Genomic DNA, 20,938 nt, shown 5'->3' with positions numbered 1-20,938 from the left:
CAACGGTCCGGATTGTCGCTTTATGCGCCTATTCTCCGGCATGCTGCAGCGCCATCGTCAAAATTGCCAAACCAAGGTCCAACTGATTAACGAAGCGTTAATTGGCTGGGATAATCACCGTCTCGTGCTCGCATGCTGAACCGCCATTTCTCGATCTATCTCGCGGCCTACATCCTGCCGGCCGCCGTCGGCTTTTTCGCGATCACGACCTACACGCGGCTGTTGAGCCCGGCCGAATATGGCGTCTACGTCGTGGGCCTGAGCATCGCCAGCATCCTGGGCGCGATCTTCTTTGCCTGGATCAAGCTGTCGGTCTCGCGCTACCAGGCGATGTCGCCGGAGGTGGATTTTCGCGGCACGGCGATGGTTGCCTTCGTGCTGACCGTCTCTGCCCTCTGTGCCACGGCGCCGCTGACCTTCCTGTTCCATCGCGATGTCAGCTATGAGCTGCTGCTTGCCAGCGTGTTCGTCGCCATCACCGCGAATGCGGTCGATGTCGGTCAGGAATTCGAGCGCGCCAAGTTGCGCCCCTACAGGTTCGCGGCCATTGCGATCGTGCGCAGCCTGTCCAGCGTCGGCTTCGGGCTGCTCGCGATCTGGCTGGGCTGGGGCGGGCTGGGCCTGCTCGCGGCGTTCGGGCTCGGTTCACTCACGGGCATCATCCTCAATCTTGCTGGTGACTCGACGAAGATCGCGCGCTGGCAGAAGAGCCAGCTCACCCAGCTCGCCCGTTACGGCTTGCCGCTGACAATCGGCGGTCTTTCGGTCGCGCTCTACTCGACCAGCGACCGGCTGATCGTCGCCTACCTTCTCGGCAAGGATGCCGCCGGGATTTTCGGCGTCGCCGCCGATCTGCCGCGGCAGTTCCTCGTGATGCTGGCCTCGAGCGTCGCTGCGGCCACCGTGCCCATCGTGTTCCGCACGTTGAGCCAGGAGGGTCACGCCGCGACCCGCGAACGGCTCAACGAAAGCCTCGAGCTCCTGCTCGTCGTGATCATGCCAGTCGCGGTCTGGCTCGCGCTCGCTGCGGACCAGGTCGCCGGAACGCTCGTGGGCGTCGATTTCCGCGCCGGCGTGTCGGCGCTGCTGCCGATGCTGGTCGCGGCGCGGATGCTGGGGATCGCCAATCAGTTCTACGTCCAGATCAGCTTCCAGCTCGCCGAGCGGCCCTTCATCCTTGCCGCCCAGTCATTCCTCACGCTGGTGCTGAGCATCGCGCTGATGTTCGCCCTGATTTCGGGCTTTGGGCTGTATGGCGCAGCGCTGGCAACGTTCGCGACCGAAGCCATCGGCTTCGTGGCTGCGGTCGTCCTGATGCGCCGCGCCTATGTGCTGCCGTTCGATCCGGGCCGGCTCGCGGGCGTGGGCGCCTCGTCCGCGGTCATGGCGATGGCGATCCTCGCGGTTCGCTCAGAGGTCAACGGCACCGGGCTCTTGTCGCTGATTGCGGTGAGCCTGGCCGGCGGCATCGCCTATGCCGGCGCGGCCTGGCTGCTCAATGTCGCGAACGCCAGAACGCTGACGCTGCGCCTGTTGCAGAATTTCAACCGGAAAGCCTCGGCGTTTAGAGCATGATCCGGACCCGAAGCGCCGCGTTAGCGCAAAGCGTGAGGCGGTTTTCCCTCGCGACAAGCGCGGAACGCGTTTGCGCGGAGATCATGCTCAAACAAATAACCTGATGCGCGATGACGGTTCATCGCGCTTTAGCGGATACGACTAGCCACGATCGACAAGGTGCGCCGCCGAGCGCCAGGCATGATGCGACATCGCCTGGAGGCTGCGAACCGTTTCGACGCGATCGAGTGCGGCGTCGGCGGTGAGGGCTCCATTGGCGACCGCGCTGAGCGTTGCGCTGCGGTGGCGTCGCAGCACTTCACCAAGTTCTGTCATGCAACGTTCGAGCTCGGCGATTGCCTCGTCAGTCTGGATCGCGCGCGGACCGGCCATGGCGTCGGTGCCATGCGGGACTGGCGCGACCGGCTGCGATGGCGCCGCCACGCCGCGTGCAATCGCAGCCGCGCTCCGCATCACTTCGGCGCATAGTTCTGCTGCGCGGATGTCCTCCGGTCCATCCTTCACCGAAGCGAAATTAATTCCGCCATTCGACACGTCCGTCAGCCGAGACGCGTGGTCGAGTGCATGCAGTGTGCTGGTCAGACGCCGTTGCTCGTCCTCGGTGTCAGGCGGTCCGGTCACCTCCGACAAAAAAATCTGTGCCTGGCGCAGGGCGTCGGCAGCGTCCTGCAGCGATACGGCATCTCTCCCGAGGCGAACTGGTGCAGCGCGACCGGCCAGTGCTGCCTCGACCCAGGCGCATACCGTTACGAGCGCGCGCGCGACCGTTCGGCGCACCGCCTCCACGGCCACGATTGGAGTCACGAGTGCCGATGGATCGAGGCATCGCGTGAGCGGTGAGCCGCGCTCGGGCAGGATACGCTCGACCAGGCGCGTGAACTGGTTGACCAGCGGCAGCAGGACCACCACGCCGACGACATTGTACGCGGTGTGATATCCGGCCAGCAGCGTGACGCCATCGATGCTGTCCGAGGCACGCACGAGCAGGGGGATGGTGACGGGAAAAAGCACGAGCGCGATCAGGGCGGCGATGAGCTTGAAAAGCACATAGGCGATGGCCAGCCGCTTGGCGGTGGTGCTCGCGCCAATCGCGGCGAGGGCGGAGCTTGTTGCCGTTCCGATATTCTGGCCGATGATCAGCGCGCAGGCCTGGTCCAGCCCGATTGCACCGGCAAAGTGGCCGGACAGGGTCACCGCCACGGCGGCGGTTGACGACTGCATCAGCGCAGTCATCACCAAGCCGATCACGACGAGCACCGGCACACCGAACAGGCTCGACCACCACCGCCCGTCGGGACCCGCGAGAACGGCAGGAAGGTCCGCCGGGTGCAGTCGTTCGGCGAGCCCGCCCATGCCCTGCTGCAAGGTCGTCAGCCCGAAAAGCACGAGCCCAAATCCGGCGAGCGCGGCGCCGGCGCCGGATATTCGTCCGCGGGCCAAAAGCTTGGTCAACGCGCCGACGAAGATCATCGGCAGTGCCGCGGCGGTGAGCGAGACACGGACGCCGATGAGCGCGACCAGCCAGCCGGTGCCCGTGGTGCCGATATTGGCGCCGAACACAAGCCCCAACCCTTGCTGGAACGTCAACAGGCCGGCGCTGACGAGACCGATCGTCGTCATCGTCGTTGCACTCGATGACTGCACCAGGAGCGTGACGACAGCGCCCCAGAAGGAGCCGTGCAGCGGTGTCGCGGCCGCCCTGCTGAGCACCGTGCGCAGGGCGGAGCCGGCCAGCGCCTTTAGGCCCTCCGTCATCACGGTCATGCCAAGCAGAAAAAGACCGACGCCGCCGAGTACCGAGATTGCCGTGGACATGCGGTCTCCTGAAGTGAACGACGATCAGGCCAGCCCCCTTTTGACTGTAGCGCAGTTGCCGGAGTGAAGGCAGACGACGAGACCGCCTGGGAACTGCGCTGCATTGAACGTTCAGTAAAATGATTTGCTAAACACGATCCCTGCGCTTCGACTGCGTGACGCGGGGCTGCATCGGTGCAGCCTTACGTTCAGGGCGCAAAGCGGATCTTCTTAAATCAAGGCCATTTCGCTGCGTTGCAGCAAGCTCGCGGTTGAATGCTATCGCGGCGAGCTTGTCGGCGAGCTCGCCAAAAACCGGCTTGACGAGCTCTGAAATTTAGTAATAGGTTTAGTATTACAAAAAAATAAACATCGCGCATCGAGCTGATGTGTGGGAGGAGCCCAGCCCGTCCGGATCCGTTTCCGGGCGCGGTCAGTCTCGTTCTCCATCATCTCATCGCTCATCAACTCGGTTTCAGGGTCTTGGCGTCGTTCCGATAAAGGCACGCGCCGAGCGGGTTCGGTGGTTCAACGATAGAGAGGAAACGGACATGCGAAGACTCAAATGGCTAGGTGGTGCAGTGACGTCTGCGGTCCTTGGGGCCGCCGCGCTAGTGGTGACGGGCGGCGGCGAGGCCGCGGCCCAGGGGAAGCAGCTCACGTTGTGCTGGGCGGCCTGGGATCCGGCCAACGCCCTGGTCGAGCTCGGCAAGGACTTCACCAAGCAATCCGGCATCGAGATGAAATACGAGTTCGTCCCCTGGACGAGCTATGCGGATCGCTTCCTCAACGAACTCAACTCACACGGCAAGCTCTGCGACCTGATCATCGGCGACAGCCAGTGGATCGGCGGCGCTGCCGAGAACAAGTGGTACGTCAAGCTCAACGACTTCTTCGACAAGGAGAAGATCTCGATGGACGATTTCGTCCAGGCGACCGTCGTCGGCTATTCGCAGTGGCCGAAGAACTCGCCGAACTACTGGGCGCTGCCGGCGATGGCCGATGCGGTCGGCTGGACCTATCGCAAGGACTGGTTCTCACGGCCCGACATTCAGTCGGCGTTCAAGGCCAAGTACGGCCGCGATCTCGCGCCACCCAAGACCTTTGACGAGCTGAAGGAGATCGCCGCGTTCTTCCAGGGCCGCGAGATCGACGGCAAGAAGGTGTACGGCGCCTACATCTTCACCGAGCGCGGCTCGGAAGGCATCACGATGGGCGTGACCAACGTGCTCTACAATTACGGCTTCAACTACGAGAACCCGAAGAAGCCCTACCAGATGCAGGGCTTCGTCAATTCGGCAGATGCTGCCAAGGGGCTGGAGTTCTACAAGGAGCTCTACAAGTGCTGCACGGCTCCGGGCCTGACCAACGCCTACATGCAGGAAGGCCTCGACGCCTTCAAGTCCGGGCAGGTGGCGATGCAGATGAACTGGTTCGCCTTCTTCCCCGGGCTCTACAAGGACCCGAACGTCGGCGGCGACAAGATCGGCTTCTTCGTCAATCCGGCCGGTCCGAACGGCCACTTCACCCAGCTCGGCGGGCAGGGCATCTCGGTCGTCGCGACGTCGGACCACAAGGACGATGCACTCGCCTACATCAAGTGGTTCGCGCAGCCGACCGTTCAGCAGAAGTGGTGGCAGCTCGGCGGCTACTCGGCGCTGAAGGCCGTCGTCAACGCGCCGGACTTCCCCGCGAGCGCGCCGTTCGCTCCGCAGTTCCTGGAGTCGATGGCGATCGTGAAGGACTTCTGGGCCGAGCCGTCCTACGCCCAGCTCCTGCTCGACATGCAGAAGCGCGTGCATGACTACGTCGTTGCCGACAAGGGAACGGCGCAGCAAGCGCTCGATCTCCTGGTCAAGGACTGGTCCAAGGTCTTCAAGGAGCAGGGCAAGCAGGTCGCCTCGCAATAAACGAGACCGTTCGCATCGCTCCAACTGGTTTCCCCGGGGAAGCGCCCCGGGGAAGCCGAACCAGCCAGCCGATGGACAAGATGACCACGATTCTGCAACCCGATCATGTTACGATCCCCGGCGTGAGCGAGCCCGCCAAATCTCGTGCCACGCGACGCGTCCGCGGCCTGTCGGACCGGGCCATCGCCTGGCTGTTCGTCGCCCCAACGATTGCGCTCCTGCTCGCGATCAACATCTTTCCGCTGGTCTGGATGATCAGGCTCTCCTTCACGAGCCTCAACCTCAGCATGTCGTATCTGCCGCTGCGGTTCGTCGGGCTCGACAATTTCACCGACATTCTCACCGACGAGGACGTCTGGATCAGGCTCCAGACCACGGCGCAATTCGTGATCTCGTCAGTGGCGTTGCAGGTGGTGATCGGATTTGGGCTCGCACTGCTCATCAACCGCCAGTTTCGCGGTCACAGCTTCTGGACCACGATGATCCTGCTGCCGATGATGCTGTCGCCTGCGGTGGTCGGCAACTTCTGGACCCTGCTGTTCCAGCCGCAGATCGGACCGTTCAATTACCTGATCAGCCTCTTCACCGGCGTGCCGCCGAGCTCGTTCAGCATGACCGGCGAAGTGGCGCTGGCACCGTGGACGATCGTCCTCGTCGATACCTGGATGTGGGCGCCTTACGTCATGCTGATCTGCCTCGCCGGGCTGCGCTCCATTCCCGACTACATCTATGAGGCTGCGGAAGTCGATCGTGCCTCGGCCTGGCGCCAGTTCTGGTCGATCACGCTGCCGATGACGGTGCCGTTCCTGATGCTCGCAGTCCTGTTCCGCGCCATCGAGAACTTCAAGATGTTCGACATGGTCAACCTCCTGACCTCGGGAGGGCCGGGATCGACCACCGAGCTGGTCTCGATCACGCTGAAGCGCGCGGCATTCGAGAAATGGCGCACCGGCTATTCTTCCGCGCTCGCCATCATCCTGTTCGTAACCGTGTTTGGTGCAGCCAACATCTACGTCAAGGTGCTCAACAAGGTGAAGCAACGATGACCGCCGCTATCGCCAAATCCACTGCTCACTCCATCGTCGAATCCTCGCCGCGCACAAAGGCGGTGGCCGGCAGCCTGGTCATCCTCTATGCGGTGATCACGATCCTGCCGCTGGTCTGGATCGTCGCCACGGCGTTCAAGTCGCAGAGCGATGCGATTGCCTATCCGCCCAAGGTTTTGTTCCAGCCGACGCTGGAGGGCTATGTAAACCTGTTTACGGTACGCACGCGGCAGACGCCGGACTTCATCGCAAAGCTTCCGCCGCCGCAGACCTGGTACGACAAGCTCGTGCGCCAGCACGACATGGTGATCGCCGGCCCCTCGAAGGTCGTGCCGCGCTTCGTCAATTCGCTCATCATCGGCTTCGGCTCGACCTTCCTCGCCGTGTTTCTCGGCACGCTCGCGGCCTATGCGTTCTCGCGATTTCGCATTCCGCTTGCCGACGACCTCCTGTTCTTCATCCTGTCGACGCGGATGATGCCGCCCGTGGCCGTCGCGATCCCGATCTATCTGATGTACCGCCAGCTCAACCTGACCGATACCAGGCTCGGGATGATCCTGCTGTACACGGCGGTCAACGTCTCGCTCGCGGTCTGGCTGCTCAAGGGGTTCATCGACGAAATTCCGCGCGAGTATGAGGAGGCTGCCCTGGTCGACGGCTACACGCGATTGCAGGCGCTGCGCAAGGTGGTGCTGCCGCAGGCAGTGACGGGCATCGCGGCAACGGCGATCTTCTGCCTGATCTTTTCCTGGAACGAGTATGCGTTCGCGGTTCTGCTCACCAGCGGCGAAGCCCAGACCATGCCGCCCTTCATCCCCTTCATCATCGGCGAAGGCGGACAGGACTGGCCGGCCGTGGCCGCCGCGACCACGCTGTTCGTCGTTCCGATCGTCCTCTTCACCGTTCTGTTGCGCAAGCATCTGTTGCGCGGCATCACCTTCGGAGCTGTACGCAAATGACCGGTTCTGCGATTGCCAATGGCGGCGTGATGCGCTGGTTCCGGCGCGGGCCCTGGGAGACCGGAGCGACGATCCTGATCGGCGTCGGCATCGTGATGCTGGTGCAGCCGTTCTCGCTCGATCTCTACAGCTATTCGTTCGTGACGATCCTGGCGGGCACGCTCGGCTACGTCGTTGTGAGCCATTTTCCGGAATAGGGCCGCAGATATGGCACAGATCCGCGTCGAAAACCTGCGAAAATCGTTCGATCAGTTCACGGCCGTCGAAGGCTCGAATTTCACGATCGACGACGGCACCTTCTTTGCGATGCTCGGTCCCTCGGGCTGCGGCAAGACGACGACGTTGCGCATGATCGCCGGCCTCGAGCTGCCGACCGAGGGCAAGATCCTGCTCGATGGCGAGGACGTGACCTTCGACCGTGCATCCGCCCGCGACATCGCGTTCGTGTTCCAGCTGTTCGCGCTCTATCCGCACATGAACGTCGCCGGGAATATCGGCTTTCCCCTCAAGTGCCAGGGCATGGGCCGCCGCGAAATCCGCCAGCGCGTCGAGGAGACCGCCCGGCTGCTGCGCATCGAGCATCTGTTGTCGAGCAAGACGTCAAAGCTGTCGGGCGGTGATCGCCAGCGGGTGGCGCTCGGCCGGGCGATGGTGCGGCGGCCAAAGGCCTTCCTGATGGACGAGCCGCTCGGAGCACTCGATGCGGAATTCCGCCATCTGATGTGCGGCGAGCTCCGCGATCTCCACGATCGCATCGGCGCGACCACGATCTACGTGACGCACGACCAGCTCGAGGCGATGTCGATGGCGGACCAGATCGCCGTCATGAACAAGGGGCGCGTCGAACAGATCAGCTCGCCGCAGGAGATTTATGACCGGCCGGCGAGCATGTTCGTCGCCGACTTCATCGGCTCGCCGTCGATGAACTTCCTGAGCTTTGAGGGCGGCCTGCATTGCGGCGATCGCGCCGTCAGTTTCCATGACACCGTCATCGCCGTGCCAGAGATCCGCGAGGACCGTGCCAGCGCGCCGCTGGTCCTCGGCGTCCGTCCGGAGCATATCCGTTTCACCGATGCGGCGCCGGTTCGTGGCGAGGTGTTCGGCGCGGAATATCTCGGCACCAACCAGATCGTCACCGTCGACACCGCGCATGGGCGGGTTGCAGCCCGGCTGCCGTCCGCCACACCGGTGCGGATCGGCGAGATGGTCGGTCTCGAATTTCACTCCGAACGGCTGGCGCTGTTCGATGCCGGCAGCGGCCTTGCGATCCGCACCGCGAACGGGGGAGGCGCTCGCCATGGCTGACGTCATTCTGCGCAACATCAACAAGCGTTTTGGCGCGATCGAGGCGGTGCGCGAGCTGTCGCTTGCGATCGACGACGGCGAATTTCTCGTGCTGCTCGGCCCGAGCGGCGCCGGCAAGACCACGACCTTGCGGCTCATCACCGGGCTCGAGCAACCCGATTCGGGCTCGGTCATGATCAACGGGCGCGACGTCACGCTCGATCCTCCGGGGTCGCGCGACATCGCGTTCGTCTTCCAGCAATATTCGCTCTATCCGCACCTGTCGGTTTACGACAATCTGGCGTTTCCGCTGCGCTCGCCTGCGCGGCGCGTTCCGGAGCCGGTCATCCGCAAGCGCGTCGAGCAGACCGCGGAGCTCCTGCATATCGCCAGCAAGCTCAACAACCGCGCCACCCGCCTGTCCGGCGGTGAAATGCAGCGCGTCGCCATCGGCCGCGCGCTGGTGCGGGATCCGTCGATCTACCTGATGGACGAGCCGCTGTCGTCGCTGGATGCGAAGCTGCGCGCCGAGCTTCGCCTCGAGCTCAAGCGGATCCAGGTCGAGCTCGGTGCAACCATACTCTATGTGACGCACGATCAGGTGGAAGCCATGACCATGGCCACGCGCATCGGCGTGATCAAGGACGGCCAGCTTCTCCAGCTCGGCACACCTCGGGAAATCTACGAGAGCCCGTCCAGTACGTACGTCGCATCACGGCTAGGCACGCCCCAGATCAACCTTCTTCCGGCACGTCTTGCTTCGGAGATAGTCCTTCCACCCGGTACCGAGACCATTGGCATCCGCACCGAGCATGTGCAGATCGCTGCGCGAAATGGGGGGCGGTTGATCGGCCGCGTGCATCGGGTCGAGCATCTGGGTGAGCAGAATCACGTTCACCTGGACTACAAGGGCCAGACGCTGGTGACGCTTGCGGACCCGCGCCAGCCGCTCCAGGTTGGTCAGGAGGTTGAATTGCACCTGAAGCATCCACTTTATTTCGACGGCGTGGGGCAACGCATCAACGCCATGGTTCACTGAGGATCATTCAATGTCGCTGCAACCCGAGACATTCAAATCGTTGGTCAAGGTGGCCGCAGAGCAGGTCATCGCGAGCGCGCCGGAGCTCACGAGCCTGGATCAGGCGATCGGCGACGGCGATCATGGCACGAACATGAAGCGCGGCTTCGAAGCCGTGCTCGGCAAGCTCGATGCGATCTCCGCGCAGCCGTTCGACGAGGCGCTGAAGACGATCGGCAAGACCCTTGTGATGACCGTCGGCGGCGCGTCTGGACCGCTCTACGGCAGCTTCTTCCTCGCCGCCGGTGAAGCGCTGTCGCATGACAAGCACCTGCCGGATGATCTTGCAGAAGTTTTCGCAAGCGGAGTCGACGCGGTAAGCAAGCGCGGCCGCTCGCAGGCTGGAGAGAAGACGATGCTCGACGTGCTCGTTCCTGTCCTGGAGGCGTTGAGGACGGATGCCGGGCGGCCCGACATCGTCGAGCGCATTCGCTCCACGGCTGCCGAGGCCGCCGAGCGGACTGCGCCGATGCAGGCGACAAAAGGACGGGCCTCGTTCCTCGGACCTCGCAGTGTCGGACATGTCGATCCCGGTGCACGGTCGAGCTGCGTCCTTCTGCAAGCGGTGTGCGCGAGTCTTGAGGGGCGGCCATGAACGACACCGTGGGCATCGTGATCGTCTCGCATTCAAAGGACATTGCCAAAGGCACCGCCGACATGGTGCGGCAGATGGTCGGCAGCGAGGTCAAGGTCGCCTTCTGCGGCGGCAATCCCGACGGCGGATTGGGAACCAGCGTGGCTCTGATCGTCGATGCCATCAATGACGCGTGGTCGCCGAAGGGTGTCGCGATCCTCGTCGATCTCGGCGGCGCCGAGACCAACAGCGAAATGGCGGTTGAAATGCTGGACCCTGGGCGACGGGATCTCGTTGTCGTCTGCAACGCACCGATCGTCGAAGGTGCCGTGATGGCGGCAACTGAAGCGGCGGGCGGCAGCTCGCTGGCCGAGGTGCGGGCCGTGGCCGAGGAACTCTCTGCCGACTGAAATGTCGGCGACGCGAGGATGGAATATGACGATGTTGGAAACTTCAAACGTGAACGGACAGATCTTCACGGGCACCGTACAACTGGTGCACGCGGTAGGCATGCATGCGCGCCCGGCGGTCAAGCTGACCAAGCTCGCCAAGAAGTTCGAGGCGCAGATTTCCGTCCGCGTCGCCGGCGCGGCCGAGTGGATCAATGCCAAGAGCGTGGCCAAGATCATGGCCATGCGCGCGGCCCATGGCAGCATGATCGAGATCAAGGCGTTGGGCGGTGATGCGGAAGCGGCCGTCGCCGCACTGATCGATCTGATTGCATCCGATTTCCCAGACGGGATCGCGTAACATGCGAGACAGCGCTTCAGGACCGGCCTACCGTGGCAGAACCGCCTCGATCGGTTTTGCCCAGGGGCCGTTCATCCGGGTCGATGCGGGCGCGAACGGCGAGCGGGTCGCCGGAACCCTGGTCGATGAAGCGCTTGCGCTGCGGAGCGCGATTGACACCGCGAGCCGGCAGATCGCCGAGCTCGCTGCAACCGCCGGCGGTGAAGCCGCGCAAATCCTGGAATTCCAGGTCGCGCTGCTGGAGGACGAAGATCTGGTCAGCGCGATCCTGGCAGCGATCGGCGAAGGCGAACCCGCGGACGCTGCCTGGGGCGCGGCATTCGACGAGCAGATCGCGGACTATAATTCGGCGCCGGACGAGTATCTGAAGGCGCGCAGCTCGGATCTTGCTGACCTGCGCGATCGCGTATTGAACATCTTGCGCGGCGGCGAAGGCCATGCGCTGAGAATTCCGAGCGGTGCGGTCGTCTGCGCCGACGATCTGCCGCCTTCGCGCTTCCTCGAGATCGACTGGTCCGATGGCGGCGGCCTGGCGCTGCTGCGCGGCAGTCCGACGAGCCATGTCGCGATGCTGGCGCGTGCCCGCGGCATTCCGATGGTGGTGCAGCTCGGCGCGGTGCCGGCGGCAGGGACCTCGGCACTGCTCGATGGCGAGGGCGCAACGCTCGAGCTCGATCCCAGCAGCGAGCAGATCGGCCTGTTCGAGAAGCGGCGGGAGCTTCACCGCAAGAGCAGGGCCTCCGCGCGAGCCATCCTGCGGCGGCCGGCATCGTCCTGGCGCGGTGAACGGATCAAGCTTCTCATCAACATCCAGCGCGTCGAGGATCTCGACTATCCGGATGCGCAATATGCCGATGGCGTCGGCCTGATGCGCACCGAGTTTCTGCTGTCGGAGCACGTCTTGCCTGACGAGGAGACGCAGTTTCAGGTCTACGACCAGGTCTTGCGCTGGGCCGACCGGCGTCCGGTGACGATCCGCACCTTTGACGCGGGCGGTGACAAGCCGGTGCCGGGCTTCACGCCGGACGGCGAGGCAAACCCCTTCCTTGGGGTTCGCGGTCTTCGTCTTTGTCTCGCACGGCCCGAGATCTTTGCGGTTCAGCTCCGCGCACTGGCGCGTGCGGCGGTGCGTGGAAATCTCAAGGTCATGTTCCCGATGGTCACGTCGGCGAGCGAGGTCGAGGCGGCACGAAAGCTGTTCGCCGACGTCGTGCAGGACTTGCGGGCGCAAGGCACTCCCGCGATGCTTCCCGACCTCGGGATCATGGTCGAGGTGCCCGCAGCGGCGCTTTCGATCGCCAGCTTCAGGAGCGCCTTCTTCTCGATCGGTTCGAACGATCTTGCGCAATACGTCCTTGCCTGCGACCGCTCGAATGGCGCTCTCGCATCCCTGATGGATCCCTTGCACCCCGCTGTTCTCGAGTTGATCACGCGGACCGCGGAGCACGGCCGGCGCAATGGAATCCCGGTGAGCCTCTGCGGGGACATGGCGAGCGAGCCGCGCTGCATCCCCGCGCTGCTCGATTGCGGGCTGCGCGAGCTCTCCGTGAACGTCTTGGCGCTTGCGCAAATCAAGCAAACGATCGATCGTCTGGGCAGCGGGGGTGGGACTTGACTGACGCCGTTGCCGATGAACCGGCGGAAGCCGGCGCCGTTGCAGTCTACAAGCGCATTTTCAAGGAGGTGCTCGACAAGCGCCCCTCGGGAATGCGGCTGCGGCTTGCCCATGCTATGGGAAAGAACCGGAGCTTCGTCAGCCAGATTTCCAATCCGGCCTATCCGGTGCCAATCCCGGTGCAGCATCTCAACACGATCTTCGACGTCTGCCACTTTCCTCCGCAGGCGAAGGCGGCCTTTCTGCGTGCCTATGCGCGCGCGCATCCGCGCAGGATCAGCCGGCTGACCGAGGGACCGCACGAGCGGACCTTGACGCTGCATCTGCCCGATCTCGGCAGCGGCAAGCGGAATGCTCAGCTCGATGCGCTGCTCCAGGAGTTCGCGCGGCGGCTGATTGCCATCATGCAGGAAAAAGAGTGAGACCGAAACTGAGGCATTGAGTGATGGGGAGGGTCGCATGAAGAAGTTCATCAATTCCGTCGACGACGTCCTGGCCGAGAGTCTGGACGGATTTGCCGCGGCGCATGCCGATCTCGTCACGTTGGGATCGGAACGCAAATTCGTGCGCCGCCGTGAGCTCAACCCGAAAAAAGTGGCGCTGGTGTCTGGCGGTGGCAGCGGGCACGAGCCGCTGCATGCCGGCTTCGTCGGCTACGGCATGCTCGACGCCGCCTGTCCGGGGCAGGTCTTTACGTCACCGACGCCGGACCAGATCGTCGAGGCCGCCCAAGCCGTCGCAAGTGAGGCCGGCGTGCTGTTCATCGTGAAGAACTATGCGGGCGACCGCATGAATTTCGAGATGGCGGCGGAGGTCGCCGAAGGCCGCATTGCGACCATCGTGACGGATGACGACGTCGCGGTCGAGAACTCCACCCATAGCATCGGCCGCCGTGGCGTCGCCGGGACGCTGATCGTCGAGAAGATCGTCGGCGCGGCCGCCGAGAAGGGCCTCGATCTCGCCGGCTGCGTTTCGCTCGGCGAGCGCGTCAATGCGCAGACGCGCTCGATGGGCGTGGCGCTGACGAGCTGCACCGTCCCGGCGGCGGGCGGACCGACCTTCGCGCTCGCCGAGGACGAGATGGAGATGGGCGTCGGCATTCACGGCGAGCCCGGACGCCGCCGCGTCAAGCTGGAGCGGGCCGACGCCATCGCCTTCGAGATGACGACGGCGATTGCGGAGGATCTTGACGCGCGCGAGGGGTCCGAGGCGCTCCTGCTGGTCAACGGCTTCGGCGGGACGCCCACGATCGAGCTCTACCTGATGTACCACGCCGCGCGAAAGCTGCTCGAGAAGCGCGGCCTGCGCATCACCCGCTCGCTGGTCGGCAGCTACGTCACCTCACTCGACATGGCCGGCTGCTCGCTCACGTTGAGCCTGCTCGATGCCGAGGCGACGGCGCTATGGGACCATCCGGTCCGCACCGCAGCCCTCAAATGGTGAGTCTCGCCTGATATGGACCACTGAGCGATCCGAACTCCGCCGCGATGGGATGCCGGCCCCGCTAGTGGGCGGTCCGCGCGCCGGTTTGCTCCCTGAAACTGGCCGTGCCATCAGGCACGGCATTTTTTTGGAAACGCTCGCGACTCAATTTTCCGTGTTTTTGAGATTTTTGTTGGGAGAAGGATCGGATCGTCTGCGCGGCCAGTTGCGCCTACCGAACTGGAACCCATGTACCAGGATCCAAGTTGGTTCGCCGGTCGCGCTGGCAGTTTCAAGCATGCGATGAACGGCGACATGCCTTTGGCCGAGCCGGCCACTGGCAACTCAGATTCGTCGCGCCACGGTGGTATGAGCCCATGAAACGAACGGATCGCGCCAATGCAACTGAAGCCGTCGATCCCCGCTTCACGGATTTGGACGCGTGGTCAGGAACGGCCGCATTGGAAGCGATGTGGGAAGGTCAGCTCGCAGCGGTCGCGGCCGTCGGCCAATGTCTTCCTGCGCTCGCCGCGGCGACGGATGCCGCTGCAGAAGCTCTCGGAGATGACGGGCGCCTGGTCTATGTCGGCGCAGGGACTTCGGGCAGGGTGGCGATCCAGGACGGCGCCGAACTGACGCCCACCTTCGCGTGGCCACAGCAGCGGGTCCACTTCATCATCGCCGGCGGGCAGAGCGCGTTCGTCACCAGCGTCGAAGGCGCGGAAGACGACATCGACGACGCAATCGCCCAGATCGATGCCGCACGGCTGTCGTCGCACGACGTCGTCATCGCGGTTGCGGCGAGCGGCACGACCCCGTTCACCGTCGCCGCATTACGCCGGGCCGGCCAGCACCAGGCTGTGACCGTCGGCATTGCCAATAACCGCCAGGCCCCGCTGCTTGCAGCCGCGAAATATCCGGTCCTCGTCGAGACCGGGCCGGAGCTCATCGCCGGTTCAACGCGGATGAAGGCCGGCACCGCCCAGAAGATCGTCCTCAACCTGATGTCGACCGGCATCATGCTGCGTCTTGGTCGCGTCTACCGCGGCATGATGGTCAACATGCTGCCCACGAACGCGAAGCTGAAGCGCCGCGCCGAAGCGATGGTTGCCCGCATTGCCGGCAGCAGCGAAACGCAAGCCGCCTCTGCCTTGGAAGAGACCGGCGGCGACATCAAGTTGGCCGCACTCGTCGTGCTCGGATACGACAAGACGGAAGCGGCGAATCTTCTCGCCAGCCACAAGGGCAATCTCCGTCGCGTCCTTGACGATCTAGGGTGACGGAGCGGGGGTCGGCGGGGCGATCGAATGACGGGCGGCAAAATCGATCAAAACTGCCCGCGCGGGACTGTCCGGCTGCAGCAAGTCCCTGTGCGTGCCGAACAAGGTCACGGCGACTTCGATCTCGCCTTGCCAGTTCGTGATCGCGGACGAGATCGCAATCAGGCCCGGAATGTAACGTCCGTCGACATAGGCGACGCGCTCGCGCCGGATTTTCGTCGTCAATGCCTCGACGCTTTCCGGGTTGGGATCGAGATCCGGCCAGCTCACGCCGACAGAAGCGGCGCGCTCGAGTTCGTTTTGCAGCCGCGCGGCCAGTTGTGGGGACGGCAGATAAGACAGGAAGACGCGTCCGGTCGCGGAGTCGAGCAAGGGAAACGTGCTGCCAAGACCGATCGACGTGGTCGTCAGATGGGGACCTCTCTCCATTCGGACCACGGTCGGGCCATTGTGGCTCCAGACAGCCAGCAGTGCCGCTTGCCCCGTCGTCGCGGCCAGTTCCTCAAGCTCATCGGAGGCGCGGACGACGAAGTTGTTCCGGCTGATGGCCGCAACGCCCAGCTCCGCAGCTTCGCGGCCGAGGTCGTACCTGCCGGAGCGCTCCTTCTGCACGGCAAGGCCCGCATGAATGAAGCTTGCCAGGTAGCGATGCACCTTGCTCGGTGGCATGCCGGCTTCGCGCGCGATATCTGACAGCGTCGCCGGCCCGTCGAAGGATCGCAGGACTCGCAGGACCGAAAGCGCGGCGTCGAGAGCCTGGATGCCACCGGGGGCCGTCCCGCCGCTCTCTTCATCAGGATCTTTCGGGCGCGTCCGTTTCATCGCAACATGTCCTTGAACTCTTGCGGCATGCTCGCGCCGCGGAGTTCGCCTGTGTCCGTGACAGAAGCCCAGGCGCGCTGTTCGAAGCCGCTCGCGATCTGCACGTTTCCGACCGACAGCTTGTAGTCGATTCGAAATCGCCGCTCTTGCCACTCGGCGATTTCCGCGCGGACCAGCAGCTCATCGTCGTAGCGGGCAGGGCCGGCAAACTGGGCGCCCACATTGACCAGCGGCGTGACGCTCCCGAAGCGGCGCTTGAGCTCGCGCTGGCTCAATCCGCATCGCCTCAGCCAGCGCTGATAGGTGCAGTCAAACCAATAGAAGTAGTTGGGATAAAAGACGATTCCGGCTTCGTCGCAATCGCCCCATTCGATCGTGAAAGCTGTCTCAAACATCCGAAAATCCTTCTGCCGGACGAGCTTAGCTCGGTGGACTTCGTTCCCTATAAGAAAAATGATTCCTCAAGACGCAAAAATATATTGCATATTAAGAAATCAATTGCATAATACGCAATAAGAAGCGGTAAGCAAAGCAACAGGGAAGGGAAAGTCATGCGGCTCAGTCGCATTGCTGTGCTGGGGGGTGGTCCTGCGGGGCTGTACTTCGCCTACTTGTGGAAGCGTCGGCATCCCAACGACCAAGTCGACGTCTTCGAGCAGAACCAGGAAGGCGCGACCTGGGGATTTGGCGTCGTCTTCTCCGACAAGGCGCTCGACTTCCTTCGCGCCGATGATCCGGAAACCGCCGAGGCCGTTTCCGCGCGCATGGAGACATGGCGCGACATCACTCTCGTTCACCGCGGCGAACGCGTCGCGCTCGACGGTGTCGGCTTCTCCGCGGTCGGACGGCTCGATTTCATCACGCAATTGACCGAGCGCGCACGGTCCGCAGGCGCAAATCTGCAGTTCGGCACCGTCGTGCGCTCCGTCGATGAACTCGCGGGATACGATCTGGTCGTTGCCGCCGACGGCGTGAATTCGCTGATCCGAAGGACCTTTGAAGGAGACTTCAAGACGTCCCTTTCGTACGACGACAACAAGTTCGCCTGGTACGGCACCACCAAGCGCTTCGAGACACTGACCCAGACCTTCGTCGAAACCGAGCACGGCAGCTTCAACGCCCATCACTACCGCTATTCGCCGACGATGAGCACGTTCATCGTCGAGTGCGATCGCGCCACATGGCTGCGCGCCGACTTTGCGGAGAAGACCGAGGAAGAGGGCAGGGCGATCTGCGAAAAAGTGTTCGCCGACACCCTCGAAGGACACAAGCTCGTCAACAACAAGTCGATCTGGCGGAATTTTCCGTGGCTGTGGAATGATCGCTGGTCGCACCGCAACATGGTGCTCGTCGGCGATGCGCTTCACACAGCGCACTTCTCGATCGGATCAGGCACGCGCCTCGCGCTCGAGGACGTCATCGCTCTCGTCAACGCGCTGGACGGCGAGCCGCACAGCCTCCGCCGTGCACTGGAAGACTACGAGACCGCGCGCCGGCCGGTGGTGGAGAAATTGGTCAAGGCCGCAAGGACCAGCGCGGCCTGGTACGAGCGCTTTGCCGAGCACATGAAGCTGGCTCCGCTGGACTTCGGCTACAGCTATATCACCCGCTCCGGCCGCATCGACGACAATCAGCTCCGCGCGATGTCGCCTGGCTTCATGGCGCGTTACGACGCCAGTTCGTTGGTCTCGAGCACGTAAGCGATGATGAGGAGCGCTCCCATGACGGACGGAATCAGCTACGCGATCGTGGACCATGTGCCCGACAATTCGCCCGGCGCGCAGGAGATCGGCTTCGAAATCGCCGAGCGTTACAACGCCAGCGAGATCCTCTTCGACAATCTCAAAGCGGGTCGTGCCGACAAGGTCGCGATCTTTGCCGCGACTGGCAACACCAGCTATGGCGAACTGTGTATCGAGGCCGCCAAATGCGGCAATGCACTCAGGTCGCTCGGACTTGTCGCCGGTGACCGCGTGCTCCTCCTGCTGAACGACACGGCGGCCTATCCTGCGGTGTTCTTTGGCGCGATCCGTGCGGGCTTCGTTCCGATGCTGATCAACACGCTGTCGCCGAAGGACCTCATCGGCTTCTATCTCCAGGACTCGGCCGCGCCGGCTGCCGTCGTCGACGCCGAATATGCGGCCTTGTTCGACCCGGAGACGATCGCGGGGACGTCGCTGCGCGCGCTGGTCATCGTGAACGGCGATGCCGCATGCGAACCGTCCTCGATCAAGGTCCTGAATGGCGACCAATGGTTCGCCCAGTTTCCTGCGAAGCTGGAAGCTGCACCCACGCGCCGCGACGACATGGCGTTCTGGATGTACAGCTCGGGCAGCACCGGCCGGCCGAAGGGCATCGTGCACCTCCAGCACGACATGGCCTACACGGCGGATAGTTTCGGCCGCCACATTCTGGGAATCGAGGAGAACGACATCTGCTTCTCCGTGCCGAAGATCTTCTTCGCCTACGGCTTCGGCAATTCGATCACGTTCCCGTTCTCGGTCGGCGCCAGCACTGTCCTGCTCGCCGGGCGGCCCGAGCCAGCTGCCGTTCTGGACCTGATCGAGCGGTTCAAGCCGACCCTCTTCTTCGGCCTGCCGACGCTCTACAACGCGTTGCTGAATCATCCTCGCATCGGGTCTGCCGACCTGTCGAGCGTGCGCCTCTGCCTGTCGGCCGCTGAAGTGCTGTCGCAGGATATCTTCAGCGACTGGCGGCGACGCTTCGGGCTCGAGATCGTCGAAGGACTCGGATCGACCGAGGTTCTGCACATCTATCTGTCGAACACGCGCGAACAGAGGAAGACCGGGACAGCCGGCAAGCGCGTTCCGGGATACGAGATCCGGCTGACCACGCCCGAAGGGGAGCCAGTCGCGCAAGGCGAAGAAGGCGTGATGTGGGTCCGCGGCCACTCCAACGCGCCGTGCTACTGGAACAGGCCCGACAAGACCGAACAGACCATGCGCGAGGAGGGGTGGATCTGGACCGGCGACAGGCTCGTCGAGGACGCGGACGGCTACTTCACCTTCGTCGGTCGCGTCGACGATCTCATCAAGGTGAGTGGCCAGTGGATCTACCCGGTCGAGATCGAGCTCTGCCTGTCGGAACATCCTGCGGTCCGCGAATGCGCGGTCCTTGGCCTCGAGCTGCCCGATCGCCGCATGACCACGAAAGCATTCGTGATTCTTCGGGACGGTCATGTGGCGAGCGAGTCGTTGACGCGTGAGCTGCAGGATCACGTCAAGTCGAAACTGCTTCCCTACAAATATCCACGCCTGATCGAATACTGGTCCGATTTGCCGAAGACGGGAACGGGCAAGATCGATCGACAGAAGCTGCGCAGCGCTCCGTTGGTAGCCTGAACGAGCAGCCAGCTCCGTCCTCTTTAAAAGCTTATTGAATTGTCACCAGCTTAGAAACACAGGCGCACTGGAGTTCGTGATGTCCGCTGCGAATATTGTAGACGTTACCGAGGTCATCGAAGAGGCGCGGTTCGGACGCCTCCAGCTTCTGGTCCTCGTTCTTTGCGCGTGGATCGCGCTGCTCGACGGTTTCGACACGCAGGCGATCGCCTATGTCGCGCCGGTGATCGCCGAGCAATGGGGGATCGCGATGGCCGGCTTCGGTCCGATCTTCGGCGCGGGCCTCGCTGGCCTCACGGTCGGTGCTTTCGTCCTGAGCCCGGCTGCCGATCGCTTCGGTCGGAAATCCGTGATCCTGCTCTCTGTGCTGCTGTTCGGCATCTTCGCGCTCGTCACGGCGCGCGCGAGCACGCTGAACGAGCTCCTTGTCTACCGCTTCCTGACGGGCCTTGGACTCGGCGGCGCGATGCCCAACATCATTGCGTTGACCAGCGAATACGCGCCGAAGCGGATGCGCGCGCTGCTCATCGCCATCATGTTCTGCGGCTTTCCGCTGGGCTCGACGATCGGCGGCGTGATCAGTGCGCCTCTGATCGGTGCGCTCGGCTGGCAAGCGGTCTTCGTCGTGGGCGGCGTGCTTCCCCTTGTCACCCTGATCGTGTTGATCATCTGGCTGCCCGAGTCGATCCGCTATCTGATGACGCGCAACGTTGCCGACGACCGGATCGCAGGCTTGCTCGTCAGGCTCGATCCGACCATCTCGCCTTCGTCGTCGAGCCGCTATGTCATGCATGGCTCGCAAACATCCGGCTTTCCGGTGACGAAGCTTTTCGGAGAAGGCCGCGCATCCATGACGGTGCTGCTCTGGATCGCGTTCTTCATGAACCTGCTCGTCATGTACTTCCTCGTGAACTGGATGCCCTCGCTGCTCAAGGCGAGCGGCCTGCCCCTCAACATCGCGATCCTCTCGACGGCCGTGTTGAACGCCGGAGGCGTCGTCGGCGCGATCGTTCTCGGGCGCTTCGTCGACCGGCTCGATCCGTATCTGGTGCTCGGCGGCGCCTATTCCGCCTCGGCGCTCTTCATTGCGGGTATCGCCTTCGGATCCGCCAGCGTGTGGACGCTGATGATCTCGACCTTCCTCGCCGGTTTTGGCGTGGTCGGCGCGCAGATCGGCATGAACGCGCTCGCGGCCAGCCTCTATCCGACTGAGATCCGGGCCACTGGCGTGGGTTGGGCGTTGGGCGTGGGCCGCATCGGCTCGATCATCGGTCCGGTCGCAGGTGGTGTTCTGCTCGGCTTCGGGTGGAATGCGCAGTCCGTCGTTCTGGCGGCGGCAGCACCGGCCCTGTTGGCGGGCCTTGCCGTGATCGCGCTTCGCCGACGCGAGCCGGCGCTCAAGCTCACGCCGTCGGCCGCGACGCTTCATCACTAACAGCGAGACAGGCAAATGTCGCAACAAGCCAT

At 63.6% G+C, this 20,938-nt stretch carries 20 protein-coding genes; 17 read left to right on the top strand and 3 right to left on the bottom strand.

Going from position 1 to position 20,938, the window contains the following annotated elements; all coding sequences use genetic code 11:
• Positions 1-132 precede the first annotated feature (132 nt).
• A complete protein-coding gene (locus tag SO139_RS32315; RefSeq protein WP_498541246.1) occupies positions 133-1,575 on the top strand; it encodes a lipopolysaccharide biosynthesis protein in 1,443 nt (480 codons plus the stop codon).
• A gap of 141 nt (positions 1,576-1,716) precedes the next feature.
• On the opposite strand, the gene SO139_RS32310 is transcribed toward SO139_RS32315, so the two are convergent.
• Positions 1,717-3,390, bottom strand: a complete 1,674-nt coding sequence (locus SO139_RS32310) for a Na/Pi cotransporter family protein (protein WP_498541245.1) — start codon at positions 3,388-3,390, stop codon at positions 1,717-1,719.
• A 530-nt stretch (positions 3,391-3,920) separates the two neighbouring features.
• Between SO139_RS32310 and SO139_RS32305 the strand changes: the two genes are divergently transcribed.
• The 13 genes from SO139_RS32305 (at position 3,921) to SO139_RS32245 (ending at position 15,287) form a co-directional block, all read left to right on the top strand.
• Entirely contained in the window at positions 3,921-5,279 is a 1,359-nt protein-coding gene (locus tag SO139_RS32305; RefSeq protein ID WP_449383151.1) for an ABC transporter substrate-binding protein, read from the top strand.
• A 71-nt stretch (positions 5,280-5,350) separates the two neighbouring features.
• Positions 5,351-6,325, top strand: a complete 975-nt coding sequence (locus tag SO139_RS32300; RefSeq protein ID WP_254108216.1) for a carbohydrate ABC transporter permease — start codon at positions 5,351-5,353, stop codon at positions 6,323-6,325.
• Positions 6,322-7,284 (top strand): carbohydrate ABC transporter permease, encoded by a 963-nt coding sequence (locus tag SO139_RS32295; RefSeq protein WP_474800737.1) that lies wholly within the window; start codon positions 6,322-6,324, stop codon positions 7,282-7,284. The genes SO139_RS32300 and SO139_RS32295 overlap by 4 nt, the downstream gene beginning before the upstream one ends.
• Positions 7,281-7,481: a hypothetical protein gene (locus tag SO139_RS32290; RefSeq protein WP_449383149.1), complete on the top strand. Its 201-nt coding sequence runs from the start codon at positions 7,281-7,283 to the stop codon at positions 7,479-7,481. Before SO139_RS32295 ends, SO139_RS32290 begins: the two co-directional genes overlap by 4 nt.
• A 10-nt stretch (positions 7,482-7,491) precedes the next feature.
• Positions 7,492-8,589: an ABC transporter ATP-binding protein gene (locus SO139_RS32285; protein WP_449383148.1), complete on the top strand. Its 1,098-nt coding sequence runs from the start codon at positions 7,492-7,494 to the stop codon at positions 8,587-8,589.
• Complete coding sequence (locus tag SO139_RS32280; protein WP_449383147.1) at positions 8,582-9,607, top strand: ABC transporter ATP-binding protein; 1,026 nt, start codon at positions 8,582-8,584, stop codon at positions 9,605-9,607. Before SO139_RS32285 ends, SO139_RS32280 begins: the two co-directional genes overlap by 8 nt.
• A gap of 10 nt (positions 9,608-9,617) precedes the next feature.
• Positions 9,618-10,241 carry a dihydroxyacetone kinase subunit DhaL gene (dhaL, locus tag SO139_RS32275; protein ID WP_449383146.1) on the top strand — a complete coding sequence of 208 codons (624 nt, stop codon included), beginning with the start codon at positions 9,618-9,620 and terminating at the stop codon, positions 10,239-10,241.
• Positions 10,238-10,630: a dihydroxyacetone kinase phosphoryl donor subunit DhaM gene (dhaM, locus tag SO139_RS32270; protein WP_474800740.1), complete on the top strand. Its 393-nt coding sequence runs from the start codon at positions 10,238-10,240 to the stop codon at positions 10,628-10,630. The genes dhaL and dhaM overlap by 4 nt, the downstream gene beginning before the upstream one ends.
• Before the next feature lie 31 nt (positions 10,631-10,661).
• Positions 10,662-10,970, top strand: a complete 309-nt coding sequence (locus SO139_RS32265) for an HPr family phosphocarrier protein (protein WP_449383144.1) — start codon at positions 10,662-10,664, stop codon at positions 10,968-10,970.
• Position 10,971: 1 nt separating this feature from the next.
• On the top strand, positions 10,972-12,585 hold the full coding sequence (gene ptsP, locus SO139_RS32260) for a phosphoenolpyruvate--protein phosphotransferase (protein ID WP_474800742.1): 1,614 nt from the start codon (positions 10,972-10,974) through the stop codon (positions 12,583-12,585).
• Positions 12,582-13,007: a hypothetical protein gene (locus SO139_RS32255; RefSeq protein WP_254097481.1), complete on the top strand. Its 426-nt coding sequence runs from the start codon at positions 12,582-12,584 to the stop codon at positions 13,005-13,007. Before ptsP ends, SO139_RS32255 begins: the two co-directional genes overlap by 4 nt.
• A 37-nt stretch (positions 13,008-13,044) precedes the next feature.
• Entirely contained in the window at positions 13,045-14,028 is a 984-nt protein-coding gene (gene dhaK / locus SO139_RS32250) for a dihydroxyacetone kinase subunit DhaK (RefSeq protein ID WP_449383142.1), read from the top strand.
• Positions 14,029-14,384: 356 nt separating this feature from the next.
• Positions 14,385-15,287 carry an N-acetylmuramic acid 6-phosphate etherase gene (locus SO139_RS32245; protein ID WP_449383141.1) on the top strand — a complete coding sequence of 301 codons (903 nt, stop codon included), beginning with the start codon at positions 14,385-14,387 and terminating at the stop codon, positions 15,285-15,287.
• Here the strand turns inward: SO139_RS32245 and SO139_RS32240 are convergent.
• Both SO139_RS32240 and SO139_RS32235 read right to left on the bottom strand, forming a co-directional pair.
• Entirely contained in the window at positions 15,279-16,109 is an 831-nt protein-coding gene (locus SO139_RS32240) for an IclR family transcriptional regulator (protein ID WP_449383140.1), read from the bottom strand. The two genes, SO139_RS32245 and SO139_RS32240, sit on opposite strands and share 9 nt — an antisense overlap.
• Positions 16,106-16,504, bottom strand: coding sequence for an acyl-CoA thioesterase (locus SO139_RS32235; RefSeq protein WP_449383139.1), 399 nt, complete (start codon positions 16,502-16,504; stop codon positions 16,106-16,108). The genes SO139_RS32240 and SO139_RS32235 overlap by 4 nt, the downstream gene beginning before the upstream one ends.
• Positions 16,505-16,660: 156 nt before the next feature.
• Here SO139_RS32235 and SO139_RS32230 point away from each other — a divergent pair, with 156 nt between their 5' ends.
• The 3 genes from SO139_RS32230 (at position 16,661) to SO139_RS32220 (ending at position 20,906) form a co-directional block, all read left to right on the top strand.
• Positions 16,661-17,809, top strand: coding sequence for an FAD-dependent monooxygenase (locus SO139_RS32230; protein WP_474800746.1), 1,149 nt, complete (start codon positions 16,661-16,663; stop codon positions 17,807-17,809).
• 21 nt (positions 17,810-17,830) lie between these two features.
• A complete protein-coding gene (locus SO139_RS32225) occupies positions 17,831-19,471 on the top strand; it encodes a benzoate-CoA ligase family protein (RefSeq protein WP_449383137.1) in 1,641 nt (546 codons plus the stop codon).
• Positions 19,472-19,550: 79 nt separating this feature from the next.
• Positions 19,551-20,906 (top strand): MFS transporter, encoded by a 1,356-nt coding sequence (locus tag SO139_RS32220; RefSeq protein WP_498541244.1) that lies wholly within the window; start codon positions 19,551-19,553, stop codon positions 20,904-20,906.
• Positions 20,907-20,938: the final 32 nt, after the last annotated feature.

Source organism: Bradyrhizobium sp. UFLA05-89 (assembly GCF_059803475.1).
The sequence above is the reverse complement of the archived record's forward strand: the minus strand, read 5'-3'. Positions and strand labels throughout refer to the sequence as shown.

Bases quoted from the DNA above. Each gene is read 5' to 3' on its own strand.
- SO139_RS32285 (WP_449383148.1), top strand. From the start codon at position 7,492: ATGGCACAGATCCGCGTCGAAAACCTGCGAAAATCGTTCGATCAGTTC.
- SO139_RS32310 (WP_498541245.1), bottom strand. From the start codon at position 3,390: ATGTCCACGGCAATCTCGGTACTCGGCGGCGTCGGTCTTTTTCTGCTT.
- SO139_RS32230 (WP_474800746.1), top strand. From the start codon at position 16,661: ATGCGGCTCAGTCGCATTGCTGTGCTGGGGGGTGGTCCTGCGGGGCTG.
- SO139_RS32240 (WP_449383140.1), bottom strand. From the start codon at position 16,109: ATGAAACGGACGCGCCCGAAAGATCCTGATGAAGAGAGCGGCGGGACG.
- SO139_RS32315 (WP_498541246.1), top strand. From the start codon at position 133: ATGCTGAACCGCCATTTCTCGATCTATCTCGCGGCCTACATCCTGCCG.
- SO139_RS32225 (WP_449383137.1), top strand. From the start codon at position 17,831: ATGACGGACGGAATCAGCTACGCGATCGTGGACCATGTGCCCGACAAT.
- SO139_RS32245 (WP_449383141.1), top strand. From the start codon at position 14,385: ATGAAACGAACGGATCGCGCCAATGCAACTGAAGCCGTCGATCCCCGC.
- dhaK (WP_449383142.1), top strand. From the start codon at position 13,045: ATGAAGAAGTTCATCAATTCCGTCGACGACGTCCTGGCCGAGAGTCTG.
- SO139_RS32295 (WP_474800737.1), top strand. From the start codon at position 6,322: ATGACCGCCGCTATCGCCAAATCCACTGCTCACTCCATCGTCGAATCC.
- SO139_RS32280 (WP_449383147.1), top strand. From the start codon at position 8,582: ATGGCTGACGTCATTCTGCGCAACATCAACAAGCGTTTTGGCGCGATC.
- SO139_RS32305 (WP_449383151.1), top strand. From the start codon at position 3,921: ATGCGAAGACTCAAATGGCTAGGTGGTGCAGTGACGTCTGCGGTCCTT.
- SO139_RS32265 (WP_449383144.1), top strand. From the start codon at position 10,662: ATGTTGGAAACTTCAAACGTGAACGGACAGATCTTCACGGGCACCGTA.
- SO139_RS32235 (WP_449383139.1), bottom strand. From the start codon at position 16,504: ATGTTTGAGACAGCTTTCACGATCGAATGGGGCGATTGCGACGAAGCC.
- ptsP (WP_474800742.1), top strand. From the start codon at position 10,972: ATGCGAGACAGCGCTTCAGGACCGGCCTACCGTGGCAGAACCGCCTCG.
- SO139_RS32220 (WP_498541244.1), top strand. From the start codon at position 19,551: ATGTCCGCTGCGAATATTGTAGACGTTACCGAGGTCATCGAAGAGGCG.
- SO139_RS32290 (WP_449383149.1), top strand. From the start codon at position 7,281: ATGACCGGTTCTGCGATTGCCAATGGCGGCGTGATGCGCTGGTTCCGG.
- SO139_RS32300 (WP_254108216.1), top strand. From the start codon at position 5,351: ATGGACAAGATGACCACGATTCTGCAACCCGATCATGTTACGATCCCC.
- dhaM (WP_474800740.1), top strand. From the start codon at position 10,238: ATGAACGACACCGTGGGCATCGTGATCGTCTCGCATTCAAAGGACATT.
- dhaL (WP_449383146.1), top strand. From the start codon at position 9,618: ATGTCGCTGCAACCCGAGACATTCAAATCGTTGGTCAAGGTGGCCGCA.